This window comes from Amycolatopsis sp. NPDC004378, assembly GCF_053602455.1.
Genome location: NZ_JBSGDR010000014.1, coordinates 229,342 through 252,973, shown reverse-complemented (window position 1 = coordinate 252,973; position 23,632 = coordinate 229,342). Strand labels below are relative to the sequence as shown.

The 23,632-nt window shown below is 71.3% G+C and carries 28 protein-coding genes; 15 read left to right on the top strand and 13 right to left on the bottom strand.

The annotated features are described in order from the left end of the window. Positions 1–262: 262 nt before the first annotated feature. Complete coding sequence (locus ACWEN0_RS33815; RefSeq protein ID WP_451982921.1) at positions 263–1,480, bottom strand: hypothetical protein; 1,218 nt, start codon at positions 1,478–1,480, stop codon at positions 263–265. 505 nt (positions 1,481–1,985) lie between these two features. After that, positions 1,986–3,152, bottom strand: coding sequence for a pyridoxal phosphate-dependent aminotransferase (locus ACWEN0_RS33810; protein WP_451982918.1), 1,167 nt, complete (start codon positions 3,150–3,152; stop codon positions 1,986–1,988). Between the two features lie 29 nt (positions 3,153–3,181). Here ACWEN0_RS33810 and ACWEN0_RS33805 point away from each other — a divergent pair, with 29 nt between their 5' ends. Beyond that, a complete protein-coding gene (locus ACWEN0_RS33805) occupies positions 3,182–4,480 on the top strand; it encodes a DUF445 domain-containing protein (protein ID WP_451982916.1) in 1,299 nt (432 codons plus the stop codon). A 212-nt stretch (positions 4,481–4,692) separates the two neighbouring features. On the opposite strand, the gene ACWEN0_RS33800 is transcribed toward ACWEN0_RS33805, so the two are convergent. Beyond that, a complete protein-coding gene (locus tag ACWEN0_RS33800) occupies positions 4,693–5,154 on the bottom strand; it encodes a CGNR zinc finger domain-containing protein (protein ID WP_451982913.1) in 462 nt (153 codons plus the stop codon). Positions 5,155–5,244: 90 nt separating this feature from the next. On the opposite strand from ACWEN0_RS33800, the gene ACWEN0_RS33795 reads away from it, so the two are divergent. From ACWEN0_RS33795 to ACWEN0_RS33785, 3 genes are read left to right on the top strand one after another with little or no spacing between them, the layout of a single operon-like run. Further along, positions 5,245–5,613, top strand: coding sequence for a VOC family protein (locus tag ACWEN0_RS33795; RefSeq protein ID WP_451982910.1), 369 nt, complete (start codon positions 5,245–5,247; stop codon positions 5,611–5,613). A gap of 7 nt (positions 5,614–5,620) precedes the next feature. Further along, positions 5,621–5,974 carry a TFIIB-type zinc ribbon-containing protein gene (locus ACWEN0_RS33790; RefSeq protein ID WP_451982907.1) on the top strand — a complete coding sequence of 118 codons (354 nt, stop codon included), beginning with the start codon at positions 5,621–5,623 and terminating at the stop codon, positions 5,972–5,974. A gap of 1 nt (position 5,975) precedes the next feature. Beyond that, the gene (locus ACWEN0_RS33785) at positions 5,976–6,587 is read left to right on the top strand and encodes an AAA family ATPase (RefSeq protein ID WP_451982904.1); all 612 of its coding nucleotides are present in this window, start codon (positions 5,976–5,978) and stop codon (positions 6,585–6,587) included. Here ACWEN0_RS33785 and ACWEN0_RS33780 read toward each other — a convergent pair. Then, positions 6,584–7,732 (bottom strand): methyltransferase domain-containing protein, encoded by a 1,149-nt coding sequence (locus ACWEN0_RS33780; RefSeq protein ID WP_451982901.1) that lies wholly within the window; start codon positions 7,730–7,732, stop codon positions 6,584–6,586. The genes ACWEN0_RS33785 and ACWEN0_RS33780 overlap by 4 nt on opposite strands. Positions 7,733–7,880: 148 nt before the next feature. On the opposite strand from ACWEN0_RS33780, the gene ACWEN0_RS33775 reads away from it, so the two are divergent. The 6 genes from ACWEN0_RS33775 (at position 7,881) to ACWEN0_RS33750 (ending at position 12,440) form a co-directional block, all read left to right on the top strand. Beyond that, positions 7,881–8,306: a helix-turn-helix domain-containing protein gene (locus ACWEN0_RS33775; protein WP_451982951.1), complete on the top strand. Its 426-nt coding sequence runs from the start codon at positions 7,881–7,883 to the stop codon at positions 8,304–8,306. Next, the gene (locus ACWEN0_RS33770) at positions 8,303–8,986 is read left to right on the top strand and encodes a hypothetical protein (RefSeq protein WP_451982898.1); all 684 of its coding nucleotides are present in this window, start codon (positions 8,303–8,305) and stop codon (positions 8,984–8,986) included. Before ACWEN0_RS33775 ends, ACWEN0_RS33770 begins: the two co-directional genes overlap by 4 nt. Before the next feature lie 82 nt (positions 8,987–9,068). Continuing rightward, positions 9,069–9,362 (top strand): DUF2516 family protein, encoded by a 294-nt coding sequence (locus tag ACWEN0_RS33765; protein WP_451982895.1) that lies wholly within the window; start codon positions 9,069–9,071, stop codon positions 9,360–9,362. 95 nt (positions 9,363–9,457) lie between these two features. Next, on the top strand, positions 9,458–10,000 hold the full coding sequence (locus ACWEN0_RS33760) for a YbaK/EbsC family protein (protein WP_451982892.1): 543 nt from the start codon (positions 9,458–9,460) through the stop codon (positions 9,998–10,000). Continuing rightward, positions 9,997–11,004: an ornithine cyclodeaminase family protein gene (locus ACWEN0_RS33755; RefSeq protein ID WP_451982889.1), complete on the top strand. Its 1,008-nt coding sequence runs from the start codon at positions 9,997–9,999 to the stop codon at positions 11,002–11,004. Before ACWEN0_RS33760 ends, ACWEN0_RS33755 begins: the two co-directional genes overlap by 4 nt. Then, on the top strand, positions 11,001–12,440 hold the full coding sequence (locus ACWEN0_RS33750) for an aromatic amino acid lyase (RefSeq protein WP_451982886.1): 1,440 nt from the start codon (positions 11,001–11,003) through the stop codon (positions 12,438–12,440). The genes ACWEN0_RS33755 and ACWEN0_RS33750 overlap by 4 nt, the downstream gene beginning before the upstream one ends. Positions 12,441–12,768: 328 nt before the next feature. Here the strand turns inward: ACWEN0_RS33750 and ACWEN0_RS33745 are convergent, their stop codons facing one another. Beyond that, entirely contained in the window at positions 12,769–13,704 is a 936-nt protein-coding gene (locus ACWEN0_RS33745) for a GNAT family N-acetyltransferase (RefSeq protein WP_451982883.1), read from the bottom strand. 57 nt (positions 13,705–13,761) lie between these two features. On the opposite strand from ACWEN0_RS33745, the gene ACWEN0_RS33740 reads away from it, so the two are divergent. Then, a complete protein-coding gene (locus tag ACWEN0_RS33740; RefSeq protein WP_451982880.1) occupies positions 13,762–14,325 on the top strand; it encodes a cadmium resistance transporter in 564 nt (187 codons plus the stop codon). Between the two features lie 18 nt (positions 14,326–14,343). Here the strand turns inward: ACWEN0_RS33740 and ACWEN0_RS33735 are convergent, their stop codons facing one another. Together ACWEN0_RS33735 and ACWEN0_RS33730 are read right to left on the bottom strand one after the other, a co-directional pair. Next, entirely contained in the window at positions 14,344–15,054 is a 711-nt protein-coding gene (locus ACWEN0_RS33735; RefSeq protein WP_451982877.1) for an ABC transporter permease, read from the bottom strand. Next, complete coding sequence (locus ACWEN0_RS33730; RefSeq protein ID WP_451982874.1) at positions 15,051–15,740, bottom strand: ABC transporter permease; 690 nt, start codon at positions 15,738–15,740, stop codon at positions 15,051–15,053. Before ACWEN0_RS33730 ends, ACWEN0_RS33735 begins: the two co-directional genes overlap by 4 nt. 139 nt (positions 15,741–15,879) lie before the next feature. Between ACWEN0_RS33730 and ACWEN0_RS33725 the strand changes: the two genes are divergently transcribed. Beyond that, positions 15,880–16,803, top strand: a complete 924-nt coding sequence (locus ACWEN0_RS33725; RefSeq protein WP_451982871.1) for an ABC transporter substrate-binding protein — start codon at positions 15,880–15,882, stop codon at positions 16,801–16,803. On the opposite strand, the gene ACWEN0_RS33720 is transcribed toward ACWEN0_RS33725, so the two are convergent. Both ACWEN0_RS33720 and ACWEN0_RS33715 read right to left on the bottom strand, forming a co-directional pair. Then, entirely contained in the window at positions 16,800–17,579 is a 780-nt protein-coding gene (locus ACWEN0_RS33720; RefSeq protein ID WP_451982868.1) for a class I SAM-dependent methyltransferase, read from the bottom strand. The genes ACWEN0_RS33725 and ACWEN0_RS33720 overlap by 4 nt on opposite strands. Positions 17,580–17,607: 28 nt before the next feature. Continuing rightward, a complete protein-coding gene (locus ACWEN0_RS33715) occupies positions 17,608–18,090 on the bottom strand; it encodes a MarR family transcriptional regulator (RefSeq protein ID WP_451982865.1) in 483 nt (160 codons plus the stop codon). 84 nt (positions 18,091–18,174) lie between these two features. On the opposite strand from ACWEN0_RS33715, the gene ACWEN0_RS33710 reads away from it, so the two are divergent. Continuing rightward, positions 18,175–18,609, top strand: a complete 435-nt coding sequence (locus tag ACWEN0_RS33710) for an SRPBCC family protein (protein WP_451982862.1) — start codon at positions 18,175–18,177, stop codon at positions 18,607–18,609. A 95-nt stretch (positions 18,610–18,704) separates the two neighbouring features. Further along, positions 18,705–19,715 (top strand): NADP-dependent oxidoreductase, encoded by a 1,011-nt coding sequence (locus ACWEN0_RS33705; protein WP_451982859.1) that lies wholly within the window; start codon positions 18,705–18,707, stop codon positions 19,713–19,715. Here the strand turns inward: ACWEN0_RS33705 and ACWEN0_RS33700 are convergent. From ACWEN0_RS33700 to ACWEN0_RS33690, 3 genes are read right to left on the bottom strand one after another with little or no spacing between them, the layout of a single operon-like run. Next, the gene (locus ACWEN0_RS33700) at positions 19,712–20,344 is read right to left on the bottom strand and encodes a haloacid dehalogenase type II (protein ID WP_451982856.1); all 633 of its coding nucleotides are present in this window, start codon (positions 20,342–20,344) and stop codon (positions 19,712–19,714) included. The two genes, ACWEN0_RS33705 and ACWEN0_RS33700, sit on opposite strands and share 4 nt — an antisense overlap. A 4-nt stretch (positions 20,345–20,348) precedes the next feature. Continuing rightward, positions 20,349–20,963, bottom strand: a complete 615-nt coding sequence (locus ACWEN0_RS33695) for a pyridoxamine 5'-phosphate oxidase family protein (RefSeq protein ID WP_451982853.1) — start codon at positions 20,961–20,963, stop codon at positions 20,349–20,351. A gap of 9 nt (positions 20,964–20,972) precedes the next feature. Further along, the gene (locus tag ACWEN0_RS33690) at positions 20,973–21,572 is read right to left on the bottom strand and encodes a TetR/AcrR family transcriptional regulator (RefSeq protein ID WP_451982948.1); all 600 of its coding nucleotides are present in this window, start codon (positions 21,570–21,572) and stop codon (positions 20,973–20,975) included. 103 nt (positions 21,573–21,675) lie between these two features. Between ACWEN0_RS33690 and ACWEN0_RS33685 the strand changes: the two genes are divergently transcribed. Continuing rightward, positions 21,676–22,725 (top strand): NAD(P)-dependent alcohol dehydrogenase, encoded by a 1,050-nt coding sequence (locus ACWEN0_RS33685; RefSeq protein ID WP_451982850.1) that lies wholly within the window; start codon positions 21,676–21,678, stop codon positions 22,723–22,725. A 21-nt stretch (positions 22,726–22,746) separates the two neighbouring features. Here ACWEN0_RS33685 and purU read toward each other — a convergent pair whose 3' ends face one another. Further along, complete coding sequence (gene purU, locus ACWEN0_RS33680; protein ID WP_451982847.1) at positions 22,747–23,613, bottom strand: formyltetrahydrofolate deformylase; 867 nt, start codon at positions 23,611–23,613, stop codon at positions 22,747–22,749. Between the last annotated feature and the right edge of the window lie 19 nt (positions 23,614–23,632).

The following is a 23,632-nucleotide window of genomic DNA, read 5'->3' as shown; positions in this document are numbered from 1 at the left end:
GGGGGGGGGGGCCGGGGGGGGGGGGGGCCGCGCGGCGCCGGGACCGGGATCCGACCCGGCCGGGCGCGGTCGGCCGGTCGGAAAGACTGTGGTTTCGCATGGTTTTCGCCCCTGGGGTACGACGGACGCGCTGCGGCGTCACCAGACGTGAAAGAGTCACGAATTGCGTACTGGAGCAGGGGAATCGTCACGCCGCGAACGCGGGCGCGGCGTCCAGTTGATCTTGTTTTGGACGCAGTTCTCCCCGGCTGCCCGGTCCGGGTCAGTCGGGGGAGGTGGTCGGCAGGGCGGCTTCCCTGCCCGCGCCGTCGACCTCGTGGTCGCGGCTGGTGCCGATGAGCTTCAGCTGGGTGGTGGTCACGTCGTCGGTGTGGACGGCGAACGGGTGGCGGGCGCCGCCGGGGCCGTCGTGGCCGGGCGCGGCGCTGGGGGCCGGCGCGCTCGGGGCGCCGGTGCCGCCGGGCAGGCCCGGGGTGCTGTCGCCGCCGCCGTTGCGCGCGTGGACGCCGGAGTCGCGCGGCTGCTCCGGCCGCGCCGGCAGCGTGTTCTGCCGCTCGACCAGGTGCACCACCGCGACGTGCGTGGTCTGCGGGGTCGTCGCCGCGGCGGCCTCGGTGGCGGCGCTCTCGGTGACGACCGGGGCGGCCACCTGGGTGACGGTCGCGGTCACCGCGCCGGGCACGGTCACCGTGACGCCGCCCGAGTTCGAAGCGCCGGTGAAGATCGGGTTCAGGATGTCGTCGATGGGGAGCAGCGGCGCCGCGCCGGGGTTGTTCGCGGGCGGCTGGGTGAGCGGCGCGAGCACGGTGTGGGACAGCGTGTCCGTGAGGGCGCCGACGGTGTTCAGCGTGCCCTGCAGGGTGGTCGTGACGGTGTTCAGCGTCCCGCCGACCACGTCGACGACGCCGCCGACGAGCCCGCCGAGCAGGTTCGCGGACGCCTTCGGGGTGGTCTTGACCGACGGCGCTTCACTGGTCTGAGTGTCCTTCGTGGACTCGACCTGCGGCTGCTTGGCGGCGATCTTGGTCTCGGGCGCGGTTTCCGGCGGGGTCTCGGCGGCCTGGGTGTCTTCCGGCTGCTTCGCGGTTTCGTCCGCGGCTTCCGGCTGCCGCGCGCAGGCGACGGCCTCACGGTGCGCGGTGCGGTGCTTGCCGTGTGCGAAGAGCTTCGCGACCTGGTCCTTCGCGGCGTGGTCCGGCGCGGCCTGGTCCACAGTGGAAACGGCGGGTGCCTCGGGGCAGGACCGGTGCTCCGCGGCGGCCGCGGTGCTGCCGGACAGCGCGCCGGTGAGCAGCCAGCCCGCGAGCGTCAGGCCGCCGGCGACGAGGATCTTGGCGGCGGGCCGCTGCAGCGCGGCCGTCCACGGGCGGGGCGTGTGCCCGCGCGCGTGCGCGAGGCCGCCGCTTTCGGGACGGGGCTCACCCGCGGTGAGCGCAGGCCGAGCGGGAGCGCTGCGGCGCGTGTCCGCCGTGCTGCTCACCGCCACCACCACCGTCCGCGCCTGAGACCCGTGCGATCGACGCTCGAGTCCGTACTTGCTGGGGTCTTTCTCCGGCCAGGTCGCAGTTCCCCCGGGGCTGCACTCTTTCTAGCACCGCTCGGGAGTCTTTCATCTCTCCCGCGTTCGATCCAGCCCGTAAGGCGGAACGGCCCTACCGGGCAAGGTATCTGCGGCCGACGAGTTGATCACTCTCAGTGCCGTTCGGGTGCTTTGCTGCGGCCATTCGGAGGAGTCGCGCAAAACCCGCCTCCGGGCGTTGACCTGATGTTTCCGCGGCGCGGATAGCGTTGCGTGCCGAATCGGTGGCGGTGCGTGCGCGTGGCCGCGTTTCGGCCGGTCGTCCGAACCGCGTCCGAGGGGTGGGACGCGCGCGGACCGCATCCCGTCCGGACCTGTCACCCGCTGTGTGCGCGGCGTCGGACCGGGTGCGTGCCGGAACCGGCCGGAGTGGCCCGGGGCGTCCGAAATTCCCCGACCGCGGTCGTCAGACCAGTTTGCGCAAACGGGTGATGGCTTCGTCGATGACGTCGTTGCGTTTGCAGAACGCGAAACGCAGGAGGTGTTTCCACTCGTCCGGGTGATCGGTGAACACCTTGACGGGCACGGCCGCGACACCGACCCGTCCGGGCAGCTCCCACGCCAGGTCGGCGGCGTCGGCGAAGCCCAGCGGCCGGACGTCGACGCAGACGAAGTAGGTGCCCGCCGTCGGCCGCACCGCGAACCCGGCGTCGGCGAGCCCGGCCGAGAGCCGGTCGCGCTTCTCCTGCAGGCTCTCGCGCAGTCCGTCCACCCAGGGCAGTTCGTGGTCGAGCGCGTGCGCGACGGCCGGCTGCAGCGGCCCGCCGGAGACGAACGTGATGAACTGCTTCGCCGCCTTGACGGCCGCGACCAGCTCCGGCGTCGAACAGACCCAGCCGATCTTCCAGCCGGTGCAGTTGAACGTCTTGCCGGCGCTGGAGATGCTGACCGTCCGCTCGCGCATGCCGGGCAGCGTGACCAGCGGAATGTGTTCGGCGTCGTCGAACACCAGGTGCTCGTAGACCTCGTCGCAGATCGCGATCAGGTCGTGTTCGACGCACAGCGCGGCGAGCGCTTCCAGCTCGGCGCGCGTGAACACCGTGCCGGTCGGGTTGTGCGGCGAGTTGACGAGGATCGCCCTGGTCCGCGGGGTGACCGCGGCGCGCAGGCCGTCGACGTCGAGGCCGAACCGGCCGTCCGGGCCTTCGACCAGCCCGACGACCCGGCGTTCGGCGCCCGCCATCGCGACCGCGGCGGCGTAGGAGTCGTAGTACGGCTCGATGACGATGACCTCGTCGCCGGCCTCGGTCAGCGCCAGCAACGCTGCCGTGATGGCCTCGGTCGCGCCCGCGGTGACCAGGATCTCGGTGTCCGGGTCGTACTCGGTGCCGTACCGCCGCCGGTGCCGCGCGATCGCGGCCCGCAGCTCCGGCCGCCCGGGTCCCGGCGGGTACTGGTTGGCGCCGCCGAACAGCGCGTTCTTGGCCGCGTCGAGCATCCCGGCGGGCCCGTCGGTGTCCGGGAAGCCCTGGCCGAGGTTGACGGCGTCGTGCCGGACCGCCAGCGCCGTCATCTCGGCGAAGATGGTCGAGGTGAAGGGCCGGAGGCGGGGGACGAGAGCAGGTTCGCGCACGATCAAGCATCCTCACGGACAATGGTGATGTGGAGCAACTGACCCCCGCCAAGGTGACGCCCGCCGACCCGCCGGGCGGCGCAGCCGGCGAAGCGGAAAAGCGCCGTGCGCTGCGCAAGATGAAGCTCGTCGCGCTCTCGTTCCTGCTCGGCGCCACGCTCGTGTTCCTGCTCACCAGCTGGGCGCAGGCGGCGGGCTGGCCGGGCTGGGTCGGCTACGTGCGCGCCGCGGCCGAGGCCGGCATGGTCGGCGCCCTGGCCGACTGGTTCGCCGTCACGGCCCTGTTCCGGCACCCGCTCGGGCTGAAGATCCCGCACACGGCGATCATCCCGAACAAGAAGGACGCCCTGGGCAACAGCCTCGGCGACTTCGTCGGGTCGAACTTCCTCTCCGAGGAGGTCGTGCGCGACAAGCTCAAGCGCGTCGAGATCGCGCGCCGCCTGGGTGCGTGGCTGGCGCAGGAGGACAACGCCGAGCGCGTGACGTCGGAGCTGGCCACGGTGGTCCGCGCGGCGGTCCGCGTGCTCCGCGACGAGGACGTCCAGGCGATCATGGAGCAGGCGGTCGCGCGGCGGATCATCGACAAGCCGTGGGGCCCGCCGCTGGGCAAGATCCTGCAGGGCGTGTTCGCCGACGGCGCGCACCACAAGCTCGTGGACCTGATGTGCGACCGCGCCTACGAGTGGGTGCGCGACAACCACACGACGATGCTGCGCGTGGTGTCCGACCGGGCGCCGAGCTGGTCGCCGAAGTTCGTCGACGAGATGCTCGCGGACAAGGTCTACGGCGAGGTGCTGTCGTTCGCGTGGGCGGTCAAGACCGACGTCAACCACCCGATGCGGCTGGCGCTGGACAAGTTCCTCGGCGAGTTCGCCCAGGACCTGCAGACCGACCCCGACGTGATGGCCCGCGCCGAGCAGGTGAAGGGCCAGATCGTGCACCACGAGGAGGTCCAGCGCCTGATCGGCTCGGCGTGGAGCACGGCGAAGGAGATGCTGCTGACGGCGGCGGAGGACCCGTCGAGCGAGCTGCGCCGCCGCGTCCGCCTGGGCCTGACGTCGCTGGGGGCGCGCCTGGTGGACGACGACCAGCTGCGGTCGAAGGCCGACGGCTGGGTCGAGGGCGCCGCGGCGTACCTGGTGAAGAACTACTCGCGCGAGATCACCACGATCATCACGGACACGGTCGAGCGCTGGGACGCCGAGGAGACGTCGCGCAAGATCGAACTCCAGGTGGGCCGCGACCTGCAGTTCATCCGCATCAACGGCACGGTCGTGGGCGCGCTGGCCGGCCTGGTCATCTACGCCGTGGCGGAGCTGCTGTTCTGACGACCGAGGCATATACCACACCTGGGGGAGTCCGAACCCAGTTGTCCACAGGAAGCTGAGTTATCCCCGGGGTTGTCCACAGGTTTTCATCGTGATGGCCTAATCGGTGTCCACAAGGTGTGGGGGTAGGGCCGTCCGGGGCGTGGATATGTGGGGGCTTGTCCCCGAGTTGTCCACAGCTGTTCGAGGGTCCGCCGCTCGGATGAGGGCCGTCAGCCCGCCGCGGCACGAGCGCGCCAGCCGCGGGCCTTCTCGCGGTTGCCGCACACCCGCATCGAGCACCACGTGCGCGACCGGTTGCGCGACTCGTCGTAGAACGCCCACAGGCAGGTGTCGGCGGGGCAGATCTTCAGCCGGATCCAGTCGCCGCGGACGACGAGCCGGGTGCAGGCCGCGAACACCGCGCCCACGACGTCGTCCGCGACGAGCGCCGGACCGTCGTCGGTGAGGGAGATCCGCGTGCCGATGTCGATCGTGCCGAGGGGCAGGCGCGGGTCGCCGATCGCCGCGCGCAGGGTGTCCCGGGCCGCGCGGGCTTCGGCGGCCGGATTGGCCTTCAGCGCGCGCCCGGCCGCCCACTCGCGCCACTGCCCGGGGACTTCGAGCAGGTCAGTGCCCTCTTCGACGTTGACCGTGTTGAGGAACTCCACGACGAGGGAGGCGTCGGTGTGCACCGAACCAGTGTACGGCGACGGGTGGTTGCCCTCGCGTGCGATAACCCACATAATCCCTTCGATGGTTACTCGCGATCGAAGGGAGCGACGATGAGTGCGGTGCCGACGCTGGGTGTGGTGGCCCTCGACTGCCCCGACCCGGTGGCGCTGGCCGGCTTCTACCGGGCGGTGCTGGAGTGGGACGCGCCCGAAGTCGCCGACGACGGCCACTGGGTGACCCTGGCCAACCCCGTGGGCGGCGCGGGGATCGCGTTCCAGCGGGTGCCCGACTACCGGCCGCCGTCGTGGCCGTCCGCCGACCGCCCGCAGCAGCTGCACCTCGACCTGAACGTCACCGACCTCGAAGCGGCGCACGAGCGCGTGCTCGGCCTGGGCGCGAAACTGCTGGACGACGGCCCGGAGACGTTCCGCGTCTACGCCGATCCGGTGGGGCACCCGTTCTGCCTCTGCGCCTGCTGACCGATTTGTGCGTAGGCTCGCATGTGTGATTTGTCCGAAGTGTCAAAATCAGATGCGGACCGTGGACAAGAACGGCGTCCACATCGAGCAGTGCGAAGGCTGCCGCGGGATCTTCCTGGACCGCGGTGAGCTGGAAGCGATCGCCGGTGCGGAGAGCTCCTTCTACGGCCACCAGCCGCCGCCCTACCGGGGCCACGCCGACTCGCCGCGCCCCTACCGCGGCGGCTACCCGGACTCGCCCAAGGCGTACCGCGGCGGCTACGCGGACTCGCCGCGGCCGCACCGCGGGTACTCGGATTCGCCGAGGCCGTACGGGCACGGCCACCGCAAGCGCGGCTTCCTCGAGAACCTCTTCGACTGAGGTGGGTCTCGACCTGCGGATCTGCCCGGCGTGCGGCGACCGGGCGGACCGCCCGGTCGCTTCCGGGGCGCAGCTCGCCTGCGGCCGGTGCGGGCACCGGTGGCCGTTCCGGAAGCTACCGCTGTTCGCCCTGACGGGCCCGAGCGGCGCCGGCAAGTCGACGCTCGGCCCGCTGCTGGCGGCGCGCTTCGCCGGCGAAGTCGTCGTGCTGGAGCAGGACGTCTTGTGGACGGGCGCCCTGCGCGACGACGTCTCGGCGTTCCGCGCGGTCTGGCTGCGGATGGCGGCGATGCTGCACCAGAACGGCCGCCCGGTCGTGCTGTGCGGCACGGTCGTGCCCCCGGAGTTCGAGCCGCTGCCGGAGCGCGCGTTCTTCAGCGAGATCCACTACCTGGCCTTGGTGAGCAGCCCCGAGTCCCTGGCCCGCCGCCTGCGGGCGCGCCCGGCGTGGCGCGAGTGGGACGAGCCGAGGATCGCGGAGATGCTGGAGTTCAACGACTGGCTCCGGAAGTCGGCTTCGGAGCTCGGCGTCGACCTCTTCGACACCACGGAGGCCCCACCGGAGGCGGCGGCCGACCACGTCGAGAAGTGGATCCGCGCCCGGTTGCCCTAACCCAGGGGCCAGGTGCGGCCGTCCGGTGCGTCGAGCCAGAACTCCTGGCGCTCTTCGGTCACCGTCACCCCGAAGCGGTCGCGGTCCGGCTTGCCCAGCTCGCACCACTCGACGTAGGCCGCCTCCGCGATCTCCCACAACGCGCGCGGGCCGCCCTGGGCGACTTCGTCCGCGCCGGCGCGCTTGCGGTGGCGGACCCACGAGCCGTCCGGGTGGACCAGCGCCACGCTCGGCGCCTCCTCGTCGCCGCCTTCGCGGACCGGCCGGGAGCCCGGCAGCGCCAGCCCGGCGAAGAACTCGAACTGCTTGCGCGGCTGGAGCACCGTCGACATCGGCAGCCGCGTCTGCGTCCAGTCGTCGCGGGACGGCCGCGGGAGTGGATCCGCTTGCGGCAGCCGATGTGCGCGAAGCGGCATGAAGCGGCCGTCGCGCGCGAGGACGCGGCCCTGGCCGGTGCCGTCCTCTCCGGCGACGATCCGGACGAGCCCGGCGCCGATCGGCCGGTTCAGCGTCGTCACGATCAGCCCGCCCGGCACGGTCTGCGCCAGCCAGGCGAGCGGGATCGACGACACCGAAGCCGTGCAGAGCACGCGGTCGAACACCGTGCCGGCCGGGAAGCCGAGCGCGCCGTCGCCCACCGCGCAGGCCGGCCGGTAGCCCGCCAGCGCCAGCCGCTCGCGCGCCCCGGCGACGAGCAGCGGGTCGATGTCCACTGTGGACACCTGGCCGGCGCCGCAGCGGTGGCTCAGCAGCGCCGCGTTGTAGCCGGTGCCGGTGCCGATCTCGAGCACGCGCTGCCCGTCGCGCACGCGCAGCTCCTCCAGCATGATCGCCATGATCGACGGCATGCTCGACGAGCTCGTCGGCGTGCCCGGCACCGGGCCGGTGCGCCGGGCGAGCTCCCAGCGGTCCGGGTCGTCGTCCAGCTGCGTGACCAGGACGTCGCGGGAGTAGACGGTCTCCAGCCAGCCCGGGTCGCCGCGTTCGACCGCGGCCCACAGCCCGCCCGCCGGCGCGAAGAACCGCGGCAGGAAGACGTGGCGGGGAACCGCGCGGAACGCGGCGATCCACTCCGGGGCGTGCAGGACGTCCTCGTCGAGAAGGTGCTCGACGAGGCGCCGCCGCAGCCGGGCCGAGCGCGTCATGCGACCACGTTAGCGGGTGAGGACCGTCACGCCCGATAGTTGCAAGCAGAGTGCTTGCAATAGCTAGCACGTCGGCGTACCGTCGGAATGGTCGCGAGGAGGTGACCGGATGACGGAGACCGGTGGGACGCCAGGATCCGGCAGCCCCATGGAGAAGGTCGCGGACATCGCTTCCGACATCGGCGAGTACATCCGCCAGCAGCGCAACACCGCGAAGATTTCGTTGCGCCAGCTGTCGAAGCTCGCCGGCGTGTCCAACCCGTACCTGAGCCAGATCGAGCGCGGGGTGCGCAAGCCCAGCGCGGAGATCCTGCAGCAGATCGCCAAGGGTCTGCGCATTTCGGCGGAAGCGCTGTATGTGCAGGCCGGGATCCTCGATCTGCCGACGGGTGGTCCGGTGGGCGACGCGATTCGCGCCGACGCCGAGCTGACCGAACGGCAGAAGCAGGTCCTGCTCGACGTCTATGAGTCCTTCCGCCGGGAGAACGCCGCGGCACGGCCGGCCGCCGAGTCCTCTCCCACCACAGACACCCCTGACAACGCTCCAGCCGCAGACACCAAGGAGTCAGCATGACCGCCCCGAAGACCGAAGACGTCAAGAAGGCCGTCACCACCGCCCTCGACCAGGTCCGCACCCCGCTGCTCGCCGCGCTCGGCGCCGGCAACCTGGCCGGCCAGGCCGTCACCGACGCCGTGGCCAAGGCCCGCGAGAACGTGACCAAGGGCAGCGAGACCGCCCGCAAGAACCTGCAGGAGCTGCCGACCGACGTCGAGAGCCTCCGCGAGAAGCTGGACCCGGCCGAGCTGCGCAAGGTCATCGACGAGTACACCGAGGCCGCGCTCAAGCTGTACAACAAGCTGGCCGAGTCGGGCGAGCAGGCGTGGGACAAGTTCGCGACGCAGCCGCAGGTCAAGAAGGCCATCGAGCAGCTCGAGGAGGCCCTGACCACCGCGCAGGGCCAGGTCGAGGGCGTCACCAGCGAGGTCCGCGAGCGCGTCGACGGCGTGCTGGGCACCTTCACCAAGCGCACCCGCTCGGTCGGCGAGAAGACCGCCCGCAAGGTGACCGAGGTCGCCGGCGACGCCGCCGAGGCCATCGAGGAGCTGGGCGACGACGTCGCCCACGAGGCCCGCTCGGCGAGCCGCAAGGTCGCCAACAAGACGGCCCCGAAGACGACCAGCCCGGCGGCCCGCCGGACGACCACCACCGCGACCGCCGCGAAGAAGCCGGCCGCGCCGAAGACCGACAAGTAAAAACGCCGTGAACGCCCGGCCCCGCCACCGCACCCGGTGGCGGGGCCGGGGTCGTTCGGGCGGTTTGCCGTAAGCTGTCGCTGTGCTGGTTGCCATCTGGATCGTCAACGTCATCCACTGGGGCAGCGCGCTGGTCGGGCTCTTCGCCTTCGTGCACGCGCTGCTTCAGCGCGCCGACGCTTATTCAGCCGCCGACCGCAAGACCAAGCCCATCTGGATGCTCATCACCGGTGGCGCGACGCTCGCGATGGCGCTGTTCGACGTCATGGGCCCCGGAATGATCTTCTGGGTCCCGGCCATGGCCGCGGTCCTGGTCTACATCGTGGACGTGCGCCCGAAGCTGATCGAGGTCCAGCGCGGCGGATCCAGCTGGTAGCAGCCGGCCCTCGCGCGGTGCGCGCCTGGTCCGCCGAAGCCATCGGCCGTGGCTGTGGCCGGATCGGCGACAACCGGCACGGTTAGGGTGGGGTCGTGACCTGGACCATTGCCGGGAGCCTCACCGTCGTTCCCGCCCCCACCCGTACCGACCTCGTCGCCGAGCCCGTCGCCAAGGCGCTGGCCGCGCTCGGCGAACCGGATGCCGTCGGCGTCGCGGAGATCGACCCGTCGCTCGCCGACACCGCCGCGTTCTGCGAGGCGTACGGCTCGCCGCTCGAGGCGTCCGCGAACTGCGTCGTCGTCGCCGGCAAGCGCGCCGGCGAAGTCCGCTTCGCGGCCGCGCTCGTGCTCGCGACGACCCGCGCCGACGTCAACGGCGTGATCAAGCGCCGCCTCGACGTCCGCAAGGCGTCGTTCGCGCCGATGGACGAAGCCGTCTCCCTGACCGGCATGGAGTACGGCGGCATCACGCCCGTCGGCCTGCCCGCGGAGTGGCCCGTGTTGATCGACAAGCGCGTCGCGGACGCACCCGAGCTCGTCATCGGCAGCGGGATCCGCGGCAGCAAGCTGCTGATCTCCGGTGCCGCGCTGGCCGCGTTGCCCGGGGCCGAGGTCATCGAGGACCTCGCCCGGTGACGTCCGTCTGGCTCCGGTACCTGACCGGTGCCGACATCGACTCGCTCGGCGTCACGGACGCGGACATCGTCGGCGCGGTGGAGGACGTCCTCGCCGACCACGGGCGTGGTCAGGTTGTCTTCGAGCCGCGCACGCACCTCGTGCCGGACAACGGCGGCAAGGGCCACTTCAACATCCTTCGCGGCCACCTGTCCGCGAAGCAGGTCAGTGGCGTGAAGGTCGTCGGCGACTTCGTGGGGAACTTCGAGCGGGGCCTCCCTTCGGAAATGGCGTTGATCCTGCTGCTGGACCCGGAAACCGGCATGCCGCGGGCGATCGTCGACGGCACGATGATCACCGAGGCCCGCACCGGCGCGATGACCGCCGTCGGCGCGAAGTACCTGGCGCGCCCGGACGCCCGGGTGCTCGGGCACATCGGTGCCCGCGGCACCGCCTGGTGGAACGTCGTCCTCCTCGACTCGCTGTTCGACTTCGCCGAAATCCGCGTGACCAGCAAGCGCCCGGAGTCCCGCGAGGACTTCGGCCGCCGGCTCTCCGAGCGGCTCGGCAAGGACGTCCGCGTCTGCGCCACGGCCGAGGAGACCCTGGACGGCGCGGACATCCAGGTCGAGGCCTCCCGGCTGGTCGAACCCGAAGCCCTGGTGCGCCGCGAGTTCCTCCGGCCGGGCACCTTCCTGGTGCCCTACGGCACGATCAGCGCGCTCGAGCTCACGCTGCTCGACGACATCGACAAGGTCGTCGTCGACGACTGGCGCGAATCGCGGTCCGGCAACCCGCGGTTCGGCGCCCTGCGCCCGCAGCTCAACGCCGGCCTCCTCACCGCGGACGGGGTCCACGCCGAGATCGGCGACGTCGTGGCCGGGAAGAAGCCGGGCCGCGAGCACGACGCCGAGCGGATCCTGTTCTGGCACCGCGGACTGTCCACAACGGACGTCGCGGTGGCGAACATGATCCTCGCCCGTGCCGAGGCTTCCGGCGTCGGCACCATGCTGCCGTACCGATGATCGTCACCGGAACCGAGTTCGCCGACGGTGAACGGCTGGAATTGGCCGAACCGCTGGTGGAGACGCTTTCGCGGCGCCGCAAAGCGCTGTTGACAGCGCTCGAAAGCCGCGAAAAGCCCGTCTACGGCGTCAACACGGGGATGGGCCGCCTCGCCGGCGTCCCGCTCGACGCGCACCAGCAGGCCGAGCACCAGCGCAACCTGCTGATCGGCCGGGCGGTCGGGGGACCGCCCTGGCTTCCCCCGGCGGACGTCCGCGCGCTGCTTCTGGTGCGGCTGCGCGACTTCCTGCAGCCGTGGTCGGGGGTGAGCCCGGAGCTGGTGCGGTTCCTGGTGGACCGCCTCAACGACGGGTTCACGCCCGCGGTCCCGCGGTCCGGCCTCGGCAGTTCGGGCGAGATCATCCCGCTGTCGCACGCGTTCCAGACGTTCCTCGGCATCGGCACGGTCCTCGAGGACGGCGTCGAAGTCCCGGCCGCCGAGGCACTCGCGCGGCGGGGTGCCGGGCCGTACGCGCTGGGGCCCAAGGAAGGCGCGTCGCTGCTTCAGGGGTCGCCGCTCGCGGTCATGCACGCGGAGCGCGGCTGGACCGAGGCGAAGCGGCTGATCGACCTGCAGACCCTGACCGAGGCGATGGCGATCGACGTGCTCGGCGCACCGCGCGAGGTGTTCTCGCCGGTGATGGCGGGCGGCGACGACCACTTGCGCTCTGTGCTGGTTTCCCTGACTTCGTGGGTGGGTTCCGGCCCGCTCCGGCCGGGCGTGGTGCAGGCGCCGCTTTCGGTGCGGGTCGCGCCGCGGGCACTGGCGCACGCGGGCCGTGTCGCTGCCGAACTGCACGAGACTTCGCTGCGCTGGCGGACGATGCCCGGCGACTCGCCTTCGTTCGTCGACGGCGAATTCGTGCCGGGGACGGCGTACCACGCGGTGGACCTCGGGTTGCGGATGGACGCGCTGACGGCCTCGCTGGTGCACCTCGGCGAGGTCTCGGTGCAGCGGACGCACCGGTTGCTGGACGAACGGTTCAGCGGGCTCCCGGCCCAGCTCACGGCCGATCCGGGCCCGCGGGCGGGGCTGGTGCCCCTGCACAAGCGCGCGGTGGGCGAGCTGCACGCGCTGCGTCGGCTCGCGAGCCCGGCGACGCTCGGTTCGATCGACACGTCGGCGGGCCAGGAGGACGTGCAGGCGTTCGCGTGGGCGGCGGGGGAGCAGCTGCGGGCGGCCGCGTCGCACCTGTTCGCGATCACGGCTTGCGAGCTGATCGCCGGGTCGCAGGCGCGGTACCTGGCGCCGGCCGGGGTTCCTGGGTTGGGCGCGGCTTACGACTGGGTGCGGGGGGTCGTGCCGCCGGTGGACGAGGACCGTCCGCTGGGGCCCGAGGTCGAGCGGCTGATCGCGGCTTGCCGTGGGGCTTTCGACCTGTCGGCGTTGACCTGAGTTTCGCCACCTTCGATGAGAGTGGGTCCGTCCCCGCTCGACCTCTTTGCCTGAACGGGCTTTCGCGCGCGATCGACTTCTCTGTCTTGCGCGCCGCTTTCGTTGCCCGGAGGGGCTTTCGCGTGCGATCGACCTGCCGGACACAGCGCGTTTTGCGCCGCCGCCCACCCCGCCCCGCGGGGGCGCCCCCCGTCTCGAATCTATCGCGTGGCACCGACGGATTCGGGCCCGCGCAAGGGAAATCCCCGGAGTTGTCCACAGGCTTGCCCCGATGTGGACAACCGGCGGCCGGAGGGCGCCGAAACGGGGGGCCGGGTCGGGCGGAGCGCTACGTTCGTGGTTGTGCGCCCTCCGGGGATGCGGACCCGGCGGAAGGAGGGATACGACGAAGGGTCCGCGTGAAGGTGAGGGTGCGCGCATAGGGGCGGAAGCCCAGATCGCGGTAGAGAGGAAGTGCGGCAACGGATTTCGGATGACCGATCACCGGATACACCACGGCTTCGCGAGCGCCGGCGTGGTGGGCTTCGCGCAGCGCGGCGAGGCAAACCGCCCGGGCCAGGCCCGTGCGACGGAACTCCGGCAAGGTTCCGACGGGCTCCAGCTCGCCGACGGCATTGCGGTCGTCGAGCCAGATCAGGCACTGGGCGGCGAACCGGCCGTCGGGTGCTTCCGCGACCCAGTCGAGCCGGGCGCGGTACGGCCAGGCCGCCATCACGGCCCGGTAGCTCGACGCGGTCACCCGCGACGGCTGCCAGACCTCGCGGTGGACGGCCACGCGCCGCTCCACATCGTCCGGGCCGACCGGCCGGACGGCAAACCCGCCGGGCACCACCGGCGCCGGCAGATCCACGAGGAGGCGAGACAGATACGACAGGTAGGGAGCGTTCTCCTGGAGCGCGTACCCGCTTCGCTCCAACGCGGCGACGACATGCTTCTCGCCGTCGAGCACGGTGACCGTGAGCTCGGCGGCCGAGGCGGTGTCTTCGAACCAGCCGAGCACCTCGGACGCGAGTTCGGGGCGCGCCGGATCGACGAGCAGCGCCAGTTCACCGGGTAGCGAGACCCAACCCCAAGCGACGACCTCGCCACCCGCTTCCCACAGCACGGTCGGCCATTCCGCTTCGCGGCCGGTTTGCTGGAACCGCTGCCACGGGAGATCCCCGACGTGCACCGAACTCGACTTCGACCAGATCCGCTGGGCCAAGCCCTGCATGGCCCGGAGGTCGGCGGGACCGGCGTAGCTGCGGCGCGTCACGGCGGGCATGAGCAGAATCGTCCTGTGCCGGGCGGCCCTCGCCAAGCGGTTTACGGGAGGGCGGGCTTGGACATCGGACTGATCGGGCGGGCGGCCGCGATGTTCGCGGTGACGAACGTCGACGACCTCGTGCTGCTTGCCGTGTTCTTCGGGCAGGCCGCCGGACGGCGGGGTGAGCTGAAGGTCGTCGCCGGGCAGTTCCTCGGTTTCGCCGGCATCCTGGCCGCTTCGGTCGCCGGGGCGCTCGGGGCCGGGTTGCTGCCGGACGGCGCCGTCCGGTGGCTGGGTGTGCTGCCGGTCCTGCTCGGGATCCGGGCGGCCTGGCAGGCGTGGCGCAGGGAAGACGACGAGCCCGCGCCGGCGGCCGGGGTGCTCGGCATCGCGGCGGTGTGCTTCGCGAACGGCGGGGACAACGTCGGCGTGTACGTGCCCGCGTTCGCGGCGAGCGGGCCGGCCGGCCTGGCCGGCTACGTCGTGGTGTTCCTCGTGGGCGTCGCCGTGTGGTGCGTCGCCGGGCGGTTCCTCGCGACGCGTCCGGCTGTGGCGCGGGTGCTCGCGCGGTGGGGTCACGTCGTGCTGCCGGTGGTGCTGGTCGCGCTCGGCGTGCTGATCCTGCTCGGCGTGTTCTGACTGCCTGGCGCGTTCCGGCTACTCGCGGCGGGCGGATTGCAGGGCGAGGCCGCGCGGGGTCGCGGCGCGGGTGAGCAACGCGAACGCGCCGTCGCAGAGCAGGGCCAGGACGACCGCGGCCAGGCCGCCGGCGAAGATCTCGCCGTAGCCCTGGGCGCCGAGGGCGAAGCCGTCGACGATGTAGCGGCCCAGGCCGCCGCCGTCGTTGACGATCGCGCCGATCGCGACCGTGGCGATGAGCTGGAGGAACGAGACCCGGGCGCCCGCCAGGATGACCGGGGACGCCAGCGGGAGCTCGAGCCGGAGCATGATCTGCCATTCGCGGTAACCCGTGCCGCGGGCGGCGTCCACTGTGTCCTGTTCCAGGGAGACCACACCGGCGTAGGTGTTGGTGAACAGCGGCGGCATCGCCAGCGCGACGAGGGCCAGCAGCAACGGCCAGAACGTCGTGTCCAGTTCCCAGCGGCTGGCCAGGAACCAGAACAGGATGATCAGGCCGAAGCTGGGGATCGCCCGGCCGATGTTCACGGCGCTGCTCGCCAGGAACGCGCCGCGCCGGTAGTGGGCGAGCCACAGCGCGGCGGGGATCGTCAGGACGGCCGCGATCACCAGCGCCAGCAGGGAAAACCGGAGGTGCTCCAGCGTCCGGTACGGGATGCCGGCCTTGTCGGTCCAGCTCCAGCGGTGGGGGTCCGCGAGCCACGCGTTCAGCTGGTCGAGGAAGCTCATCGCGCCCGCACCTTCCGCGACCAGGGCGCCAGCAGGCGCTCGCTGAGCCAGAGAACCAGGTCGACGACCACCGCCAGGACCACCGACAGCACCACGCCGACGATGATCTCCGTCGGGTTCGGCGTCGCGGTCTGGATACCCGCGCGGATGAAGTAGCCCAGGCCGCCCAGGCCGAGCATCGACGTCACCGTCACGAGCCCGATCGTCGTGACCGCGGCGACCCGGAGCCCGGCGATCACCACCGGCAGCGCGAGCGGCAGCTCGATCTGCCAGAGCAGCCTGCCGCGCGTGTAGCCCATGCCGACCGCGGCCTCGCGGACCTCGTTCGGCACCTGGTCGACGCCTGTGACGATGTTGCGGACCAGGATCAGCAGCGTGTACGTCGCGAGCGGGATCATCGCGGTGAGGAACGTCAGCCCGAAGAACGGCACCAGCACGGCGAACGCGCCGAGGCTCGGGATCACGTAGAGCGCGCCGGCCGTGCCCAGGATGACGGGGTACGACCAGCGGTACCGCAGCGAGAGCACCGCGAGCGCGACCGAAACGACCAGGCCGGCCCCGAGCGCGGCGGCCGTCAGCGAGATGTGTTCGCCGAGGCGCTGGACGATGTCGTCCGCGTTGCGGTCCACCCACTTCCACTGGAAGATCGGCGGTCCGCTGTCGGCGGCCAGCGGGGTCACGTGCACCTGGTGACCCTACCCCGATCGGACCGGGCTTATTCCGGATTCTGGGAATTCGGGCGGTTATCTCTCAATATGTGGGCGCATGTCGGTGGGCGGGGCTAGGGTCCTTTCGTCTGTTCGAGTGACGAGGGAGTGGGGATTCGTGCGCTGGTTCCGGAACGCGTCCGTGGTGGCGGTGGCCGTCGCGGCGACGCTCGGTTTGGCCGCCTGTGGTGGTGGCAGCGACAGCGGTGACAAGCCCGCCGCGCAGAGCAAGGGTGGGGCGCCGATCGTCGTCGCGTCCTTCAACTTCACCGACAGCCAGATCCTCGCCGAGATCTACGCGCAGGCCCTGGAAGCCAAGGGCTACCCGGTGACGCGCAAGCTGAACCTGGGCTCGCGCGAGCTGATCTACCCGTCGCTGAAGTCCGGTGAGCTGCAGTTCATCCCGGAGTACCAGGGCGCGGCGATCACCACCGGCTTCGGCAAGGAGGCCGGCAAGACCGCGCAGGAGGAGCACGACCAGCTGGCCAAGCTGTTCGAGCCCAGCGGCGTCGGCCTGCTGAACTTCGCCGCGGCGGAGGACAAGAACACCTACATCGTCAAGTCCGACCTGGCCAAGGAAAAGGGCATCGCGTCGATCAGCGACCTGAAGAAGCTGGACAAGGTCGTCATGGCGGGCCCGCCGGAGTGCGAGAAGCGCCTGCCGTGCTTCCAGGGCTTCAAGGACGTCTACAAGCTGACGAACGCGACCTTCCAGACGATCCAGGAGGCCGGGCCGCGGGTCGAGCAGCTCAAGTCCGGGGCCGTCACGGTGATCCCGGTCGACTCGGTCAGCCCGCTGACCGGCGACTCGAACTACACCGTGCTCAAGGACGACCTCAACATCGTGCCGACGGAGAACGTCGTGCCGGCGGTCAACAAGAAGGTGCTCGACGAGCGCGGCGCCGACTTCGCGAACGCCGTCAACGCGGTGAGCGCCAAGCTGACCACGGACGTCATGCGCGACCTGAACAAGCGGGTCGACTCCGACGGCGAGAAGGCGGCGGACGTCGCGAAGGACTGGCTGTCGCAGGCCGGTCTCTAACCGGCGGTGCCGCGCACGACCCAGGCGCTCGCCGAAAGCGGGATCGAGCCGTCCGGGTTGGTCGGCAGGCGGCTGCGCAGGAGTTCACGGATCTGGTCCCGGCGTGCCTCGGGAAGAGTCGCGAGGTACGCCGGGGCCGGGCCCTGGGCGCCGAGGAACGGCCGCCAGTAGTCGTCGAAGCCCGCGAACACCGTCGGGATCTTGAGCTCGCTCACCGACACCGCCGCGAAGCCCGCGTCCGTCCACAGGCGGCCGAACGGCTCGGGGCGGCACAGCGGGAACCTGCGGCCCTCGTGCAGGTCCGCGACGGCCGGATCGAGCTCCGTCGCGGTGTCCCAGAAGAGCCGGATCAGCTCCATGCCCCCGGCGAGGTCCCACAGGTACGCCGCCGCGAGTCCACCCGGGACGGTCACCCGGGCGATCTCGGCCGCCGCGGCGGCCGGGTCCGGGACGAAGTTCAGCACCAGGCCCGACACCGTGACGTCGAAGCGGTCCTCGGGGAACGGGAGGGACTGGGCGTCGGCGACGGAGAACGTCACCCGCGGGTCCGTCACGCTCGCGCGGGCCGTCTTCAGGAAGCCGTCCGACGGGTCGACGCCGGCCACCTCGGCCGGGTCGCCCGCCGTCAGGACCGCCGACGTCAGCGCGCCGGTGCCGCAGCCGACGTCGAGCCAGCGACGGCTCGGCGGCGCGCCGAGCTGCCGGACAAAGGTCTCCGCGATCCGGCGGCTCCACCGTCCGATGTAGGCCTCGTAAGCGTCGCCCGACTGCCACATGCGTGGAGTACAGCACAGAAAGCGCTGGTCAGCCGTTAGCCAGATCACCCGTCGCCGTGTGACCCGCTGACGTCGCGCGCCGCAGGAACTCCGCGATCAGGGCCAGTTCCTCTTCGCTGTAGCCGGCGCAGAGGTCGTCCATCGCCGTGTTCATCCCCGCGTAGAGCCGGAACAGCTCGGCGTTGCGGCCGCGGACCGCGCGCACCGCCACCGCGCGGCGGTCGGCCCCCTCCGGGTCGCGCTCGCGGACGATCCAGCCGCCCTTCTGCAGCCGGTCGAGGATGCCCGTCATCGTCGCCGGGTGCAGGCCGGCGCGGCGGGCCAGCGCGCTGGGGCTCAGCGGACCGTACCGGGCGATCAGCTCCAGGCAGTCCAGGTCGACGTCCTTGAGCGCCAGGTGCGCGCTGACCTGGTGGTTCAGCAGGGAAAGCTGGTTGCGCAGGTCGCGCAGCGACTCCTTGAGCGCCACAGTCGCGCGCCGGCGGCGGGCGGCGTCCGGGGTGACACTCATGGGGGTCAGCCTAACGCGGTGCGCGGCGTCCGAGCCGGTGGTGGAATCGTGGTCCACGATCGGTACCTCGGGCAAAGGAGTGAAATGGGAAAGGTCACGGCCACCGCGGAGCGCACCATCGACGCCCCGGCCGACAAGGTGCGCGCGCTCGTCGCGGACTACGCCGAAACGCGCCCGAAGCTGCTCACCGAGCACTACCGCGACTACGAGGTGACCGCGGGCGGCGTCGGCGCCGGGACCCAGGCCGGCTGGAAGCTGCAGGCGACGTCCAAGCGCGTGCGCGACGTCAAGGCCACCGTCTCCGAGCCGAAGCCCGGCACCCTGGTCGAGACCGACGCGAACTCCAGCATGGTCACCACCTGGACCGTCGCCGAAGCGGGCGAGAAGAGCGTGGTCCGGATCGAGACGTCGTGGGACGGCGCGGGCGGCATCGGCGGCTTCTTCGAGAAGACCTTCGCGCCCGGCGGCCTCAAGAAGATCTACGACGGCGTCCTGGGGAAGCTCGCGGAGATCGTGTGACGGCTCACAATCGGAATGTGCGCCCCGGTTAGCCGGTTCTACCCGGTGGAATCCGGGGCGCGTGCCCCGCTTCGAGAGACTTGAGGAGTTCGACGGTGAACGCACAGGCGACCGAAATCCGGCTGGCTTCGCGCCCGGAAGGTGTTCCGACGCACGACAACTTCGACGTGGTCGACACCGAGATCCCGACCCCCGGCGAGGGGCAGATCCTGGTGCGCAACCTGGTCATGAGCGTCGACCCGGCCATGCGCGGCCGCATGCGTGACGTGAAGTCGTACGCGCCGCCGTTCGAGGTCGGCGAGGTCATGTCCGGCGGGGCGGTCGGCGAGGTCGTCGAGTCGAAAATCGACGGTGTCGGACCGGGCGACCACGTGCTGCACCAGGCCGGCTGGCGCACCCACGCGGTGCTGGACGACAAGCGCTTCGTCAAGGTCGACGCCGACGCCGCGCCGCTCTCGACCTACCTCGGTGTGCTCGGCATGCCGGGCCTGACCGCGTACGCGGGCCTGCTGGAGTCCGCCGAGTTCAAGCCGGGCGACACCGTGTTCGTCTCCGGCGCGGCCGGCGCCGTCGGCTCGCTCGTCGGCCAGCTCGCGAAGCTCAAGGGCGCCAAGCGCGTCATCGGCTCGGCCGGCTCGGCGGAGAAGGTGCGGCACCTGATCGACGACCTCGGCTTCGACGCCGCCTTCAACTACAAGGACGGCCCGGTCGCCGAGCAGCTGCACAAGGCGGCGCCCGAGGGCATCGACGTCTACTTCGACAACGTCGGCGGCGAGCACCTCGAAGCCGCGATCAGCGCCATCAACCTGCACGGCCGGATCGCCGTCTGCGGCATGATCTCCCAGTACAACGCCACCGAGCCGACGCCGGCGCCGCGCAACCTCGCGCAGATCATCGCCAAGCGGATCACCATCCGCGGCCTGCTCGTGCTCGACCACTGGGGCCTGCAGCAGCAGTTCGTCAGCGAGGTCGCGCCGCTGGTGCAGTCGGGGCAGATCAAGTACTCGGAGACCTTCGTCGACGGCATCCGCAACGCGCCGGACGCCTTCCTCGGCCTGCTCTCCGGCGCCAACACCGGCAAGATGCTGGTCCGGATCGCCGACTAACCCAGCAGCGGGGCCAGTTCGGTCAACGCCGAGATCGTGTACGTCGGCGCGGGCGAGCCGGGCAGCGGGCGGACGCCGGGGCGGGCGAGCAACGCCGTCCGCAGCCCGGCCGCCTGCGCGCCCGCGACGTCCCAGTCGTGGGCGGCGACCATCACGGCCGCGCCGGGCTCGGCGGCGTAGGCGTCCAGCACCTGCCGGTACGGCTCGGGCGCGGGCTTGAGCCGGCCCGCCTGCTCGGCCGAGAAGATCCGGTCGAACAAGGGCGCCAGCCCGGCGTTCTGGAGCTGGGTCTCGGCGGTGGCGAGCGGCGAGTTCGTCAGCGCGACGACGTCGTGGCCCGCTTCGCGCAGCTTTGTCAGACCCCCCACGGCATCCGGGTGGGCGGGCAGTGAGCGCAGGCCCTCGCCGATCTTCGCGAGGTCCACCTCACGCCCGTGCCGGGCAGCCACCTCGAGCGCGGCTTCGCCGGCGATGCCCGCGAAGTCGCGGTAGCCGCCGGTCGCGGTGACGGTAAGGACCGTGTGGATGGCCAGCCCGAACCATTCGCGCCGCAGCTCGGGCCCGCCGACCAGCGGGTCCATCGAGGCGAGGTCGAGCAGAGTCTCGTTGACGTCGAAGACGCACAGCATGGGTTCAGTATTGCTGGCTCACCGCCCGTTCGTTGAGGTCCGCGTCCAGCTCCTGCGCCGACACCGGCAGCGCCATCTGGTCGCGCAGGATCGTGCCCAGCGTCGGCAGCGTGGACCGCTCCGGCCAGGTCGACGGGTCCCACAGCGAAGAGCGCAGGAACGCCTTCGCGCAGTGCATGTACAGCTCTTCGACCTCGACGACGACCGCCAGCTTCGGGCGTTTGCCCTGCACGACGAGCGAATCGAAGTACGGCGCGTCCGACATCAGCCGGGCGCGGCCGTTCACGCGCAGCGTCTCGTTCATCCCCGGCACCAGGAAGAGCAGCCCCGCGTGCGGGTTGTCGACGATGTTGCGGAAGCTGTCGATGAGCTTGTTGCCCGGCCGGTCCGCGAGCACCAGCGTCTTCTCGTCGAGCACCAGTACCGAGCCCGCCGGGTCGCCCCGGGGGGAGACGTCGCAGCTGCCGTCCGGCGCCGAAGTCGCCAGCAGCACGAACGGCGAGTGCGCGATCAGCGTGCGCGCGTGCTCGTCGATGTGGTCTTGGACCTTCTGCGTCGTCCTCGGCTTCGGGTCGCCGATCAGCTCGCGCAAGGCCTCGTGTGAGTCGATGATCCCCATGCCCCCAAGCTAGCGCGGACCACCGACAATCCGGCCCGCGATCGCGATCCGCGCGGCCTCCGTGGACTTCCGGACGACCTGGTCCACCGAATAGCCGTGCTTCACGAAGACGCCGTCGAGCTGGAACGTGCCGTAGCCGTGGGCCTGCGTGAACAGCTGCTCCATCAGCTCCAGGGCCTCCGCCGGGCTCGGCGCGACGAGCAGGCAGCGCATCAGGAACTCGTCGGTCAGCCGCCGGGTCTGTTCGTGCAGCTCGACGTGGTCCGGGCCGTGGAGGCCGTCGGCGTAGAGGACGTTCATCCCGGCCCGGCGCTCGATCAGGTACCGCGTGTACGCGCCCGCGGCGGCGGCCAGCGCGTCCGCCGGGTCGTCGAACTCGCCCGCCGCGGCCGCGACGCGCTCGGCGAGCTGGCAGGCGACGTTGCACGCCACCTCGGCCAGCAGGCTTTCGCGGGTCGGGAAGTGCCGGTACGGCGCACCGGGGCTGACCTTCGCCCGCCGCGCGACCTCGGCGACGGAAAAGCCGGCGAGGCCCTGCTCCGCGATGAGGTCCAGGGAGACGCGCACGAGTTCGCCGCGGAGGTCGCCGTGGTGGTACTTGCCGCCCATGACCTGGCTCACATCTTTCGCTCGGAATATGTAAGAGCACTCTCACGTCGTGCATGTAAGAGACCTCTTACGAGGACAACGGTACTTGAACTTGGAGGGTTCCATGAGCACCACCACGCACGCCATCGCCGCCCCGGCGCCGGGTGCGCCGCTCGCGCCGACCACGATCGAGCGCCGTGCCCTGCGCCCCGACGACGTGCTGATCGACATCGCCTACGCCGGCATCTGCCACAGCGACATCCACCAGGCCAAGGAGGACTGGGGCCAGGCGATCTTCCCGATGGTCCCCGGCCACGAGATCGCCGGCGTCGTCGCCGCGGTCGGCTCGGACGTCACGAAGTACCAGGTCGGCGACCGCGTGGGCGTCGGCTGCATGGTCGACTCCTGCGGCGAGTGCGAGTACTGCAAGGCCGGCACCGAGCAGTTCTGCGTCAAGGGCAACGTCCAGACGTACAACGGCGTCGGCTTCGACGGCGAGAACACCTACGGCGGCTACAGCAACCAGATCGTCGTGAAGGACGCCTTCGTCTGCCGCATCCCGGAAGGCATCAGCCTCGACGTCGCCGCGCCGCTGCTCTGCGCGGGCATCACCACCTACTCGCCGCTGAACCACTGGGGCGCCGGCCCCGGCAAGAAGGTCGCCGTGATCGGCCTCGGCGGGCTCGGCCACATGGGCGTCAAGATCGCCGCCGCGATGGGCGCCGAAGTGACCGTGCTGAGCCAGAGCCTCAAGAAGCAGGAGGACGGTCTCAAGCTCGGCGCGACCGACTACTACGCGACCAGCGACGAGGCGACGTTCGACGTCCTCAAGGGCAAGTTCGACGTCATCCTCAACACCGTCTCGGCCAAGCTGCCGGTCGACGCCTACCTGAGCCTGCTCAAGGTCGGCGGCGCGATGGTGAACGTCGGCGCGCCCGGCGAACCGCTGTCCTACAACGCCTTCTCGCTGCTGGGCGGCAACAAGGTGCTGGCCGGCTCGATGATCGGCGGGATCGCCGAGACGCAGGAGATGCTGGACTTCTGCGCCGAGCACGGCATCGGCGCGGAGATCGAGACGATCTCGGCGGACAAGGTGAACGAGGCCTACGAGCGCGTCGAGAACTCCGACGTGCGCTACCGCTTCGTCATCGACGCCTCGACCATCGGGGCGTGACGCGCGCGCACGGCAACCGCGTCAGAACACCACGGTGCGGTTGCCGTGCACCAGCACCCGGTTCTCCAGGTGCCAGCGCAGGCCGCGCGCGAGGGTGACCTTCTCGATGTCGCGGCCCTTGCGGACCATGTCCTCGACCGAGTCGCCGTGGTCGACGCGGATGACGTCCTGCTCGATGATCGGGCCCGCGTCGAGGTCCGCCGTCACGTAGTGGCAGGTCGCGCCGACCAGCTTCACCCCGCGCGTGTGGGCCTGGTGGTACGGCTTCGCGCCGATGAACGACGGCAGGAAGCTGTGGTGGATGTTGATCGCCCGGCCCGCCCACTCGCGGCACAGGTCGGCGGGCAGGATCTGCATGAACCGGGCCAGCACCACGGCGTGCGGGTCGTGCTCGCCGACCAGCTTCCGCACCTGCTCGAACGCCGCCGCCCGGTCACCCGGCGGGAACGGCACGTGGTGGAACGGGATGCCGTGCGCGCGGGTGATGTCGGCCAGCGACTCGTGGTTGCCGATCACCGCGGCGATGTCGACGTCCAGCTCGCCGGACGCGACGCGGCCGAGCAGGTCGTACAGGCAATGGCCCGCCTTCGACACCAGGACCACCGCGCGACGCCGTTCGCCGGTGTCGCTCACCTGCCAGCTCGACTCCGCGGACAGGTCCGCGGCCACCTCGCCGAACCGGGCGCGCAGCTCCGCGGCGTCGAAGGGGAGCGAGTCGGCCCGGACGACCTGGCGCGTGAAGAACCAGCCCGTGTCCGGGTCGGTGTGGTAGGCCGCCTCGACGATCCAGCCGCCGTGCTCGGCGAGGAACCCGGAGATCCGGGCGATGATGCCGGTGCGGTCGGGGCAGCCGAAAGTGATGACGTAGCGGCGTTCTGGAGCGGTCACCAGGGCATTGTCCCCCGCG

Bases quoted from the DNA above. Each gene is read 5' to 3' on its own strand.
- ACWEN0_RS33735 (WP_451982877.1), bottom strand. From the start codon at position 15,054: ATGAGCTTCCTCGACCAGCTGAACGCGTGGCTCGCGGACCCCCACCGC.
- ACWEN0_RS33695 (WP_451982853.1), bottom strand. From the start codon at position 20,963: ATGGGGATCATCGACTCACACGAGGCCTTGCGCGAGCTGATCGGCGAC.
- ACWEN0_RS33700 (WP_451982856.1), bottom strand. From the start codon at position 20,344: ATGCTGTGCGTCTTCGACGTCAACGAGACTCTGCTCGACCTCGCCTCG.
- ACWEN0_RS33780 (WP_451982901.1), bottom strand. From the start codon at position 7,732: ATGACGCGCTCGGCCCGGCTGCGGCGGCGCCTCGTCGAGCACCTTCTC.
- ACWEN0_RS33690 (WP_451982948.1), bottom strand. From the start codon at position 21,572: ATGGGCGGCAAGTACCACCACGGCGACCTCCGCGGCGAACTCGTGCGC.
- ACWEN0_RS33745 (WP_451982883.1), bottom strand. From the start codon at position 13,704: ATGCCCGCCGTGACGCGCCGCAGCTACGCCGGTCCCGCCGACCTCCGG.
- ACWEN0_RS33770 (WP_451982898.1), top strand. From the start codon at position 8,303: ATGACCGCCCCGAAGACCGAAGACGTCAAGAAGGCCGTCACCACCGCC.
- ACWEN0_RS33720 (WP_451982868.1), bottom strand. From the start codon at position 17,579: ATGTGGCAGTCGGGCGACGCTTACGAGGCCTACATCGGACGGTGGAGC.
- ACWEN0_RS33715 (WP_451982865.1), bottom strand. From the start codon at position 18,090: ATGAGTGTCACCCCGGACGCCGCCCGCCGCCGGCGCGCGACTGTGGCG.
- ACWEN0_RS33775 (WP_451982951.1), top strand. From the start codon at position 7,881: ATGGAGAAGGTCGCGGACATCGCTTCCGACATCGGCGAGTACATCCGC.
- ACWEN0_RS33750 (WP_451982886.1), top strand. From the start codon at position 11,001: ATGATCGTCACCGGAACCGAGTTCGCCGACGGTGAACGGCTGGAATTG.
- ACWEN0_RS33795 (WP_451982910.1), top strand. From the start codon at position 5,245: ATGAGTGCGGTGCCGACGCTGGGTGTGGTGGCCCTCGACTGCCCCGAC.
- ACWEN0_RS33685 (WP_451982850.1), top strand. From the start codon at position 21,676: ATGAGCACCACCACGCACGCCATCGCCGCCCCGGCGCCGGGTGCGCCG.
- ACWEN0_RS33710 (WP_451982862.1), top strand. From the start codon at position 18,175: ATGGGAAAGGTCACGGCCACCGCGGAGCGCACCATCGACGCCCCGGCC.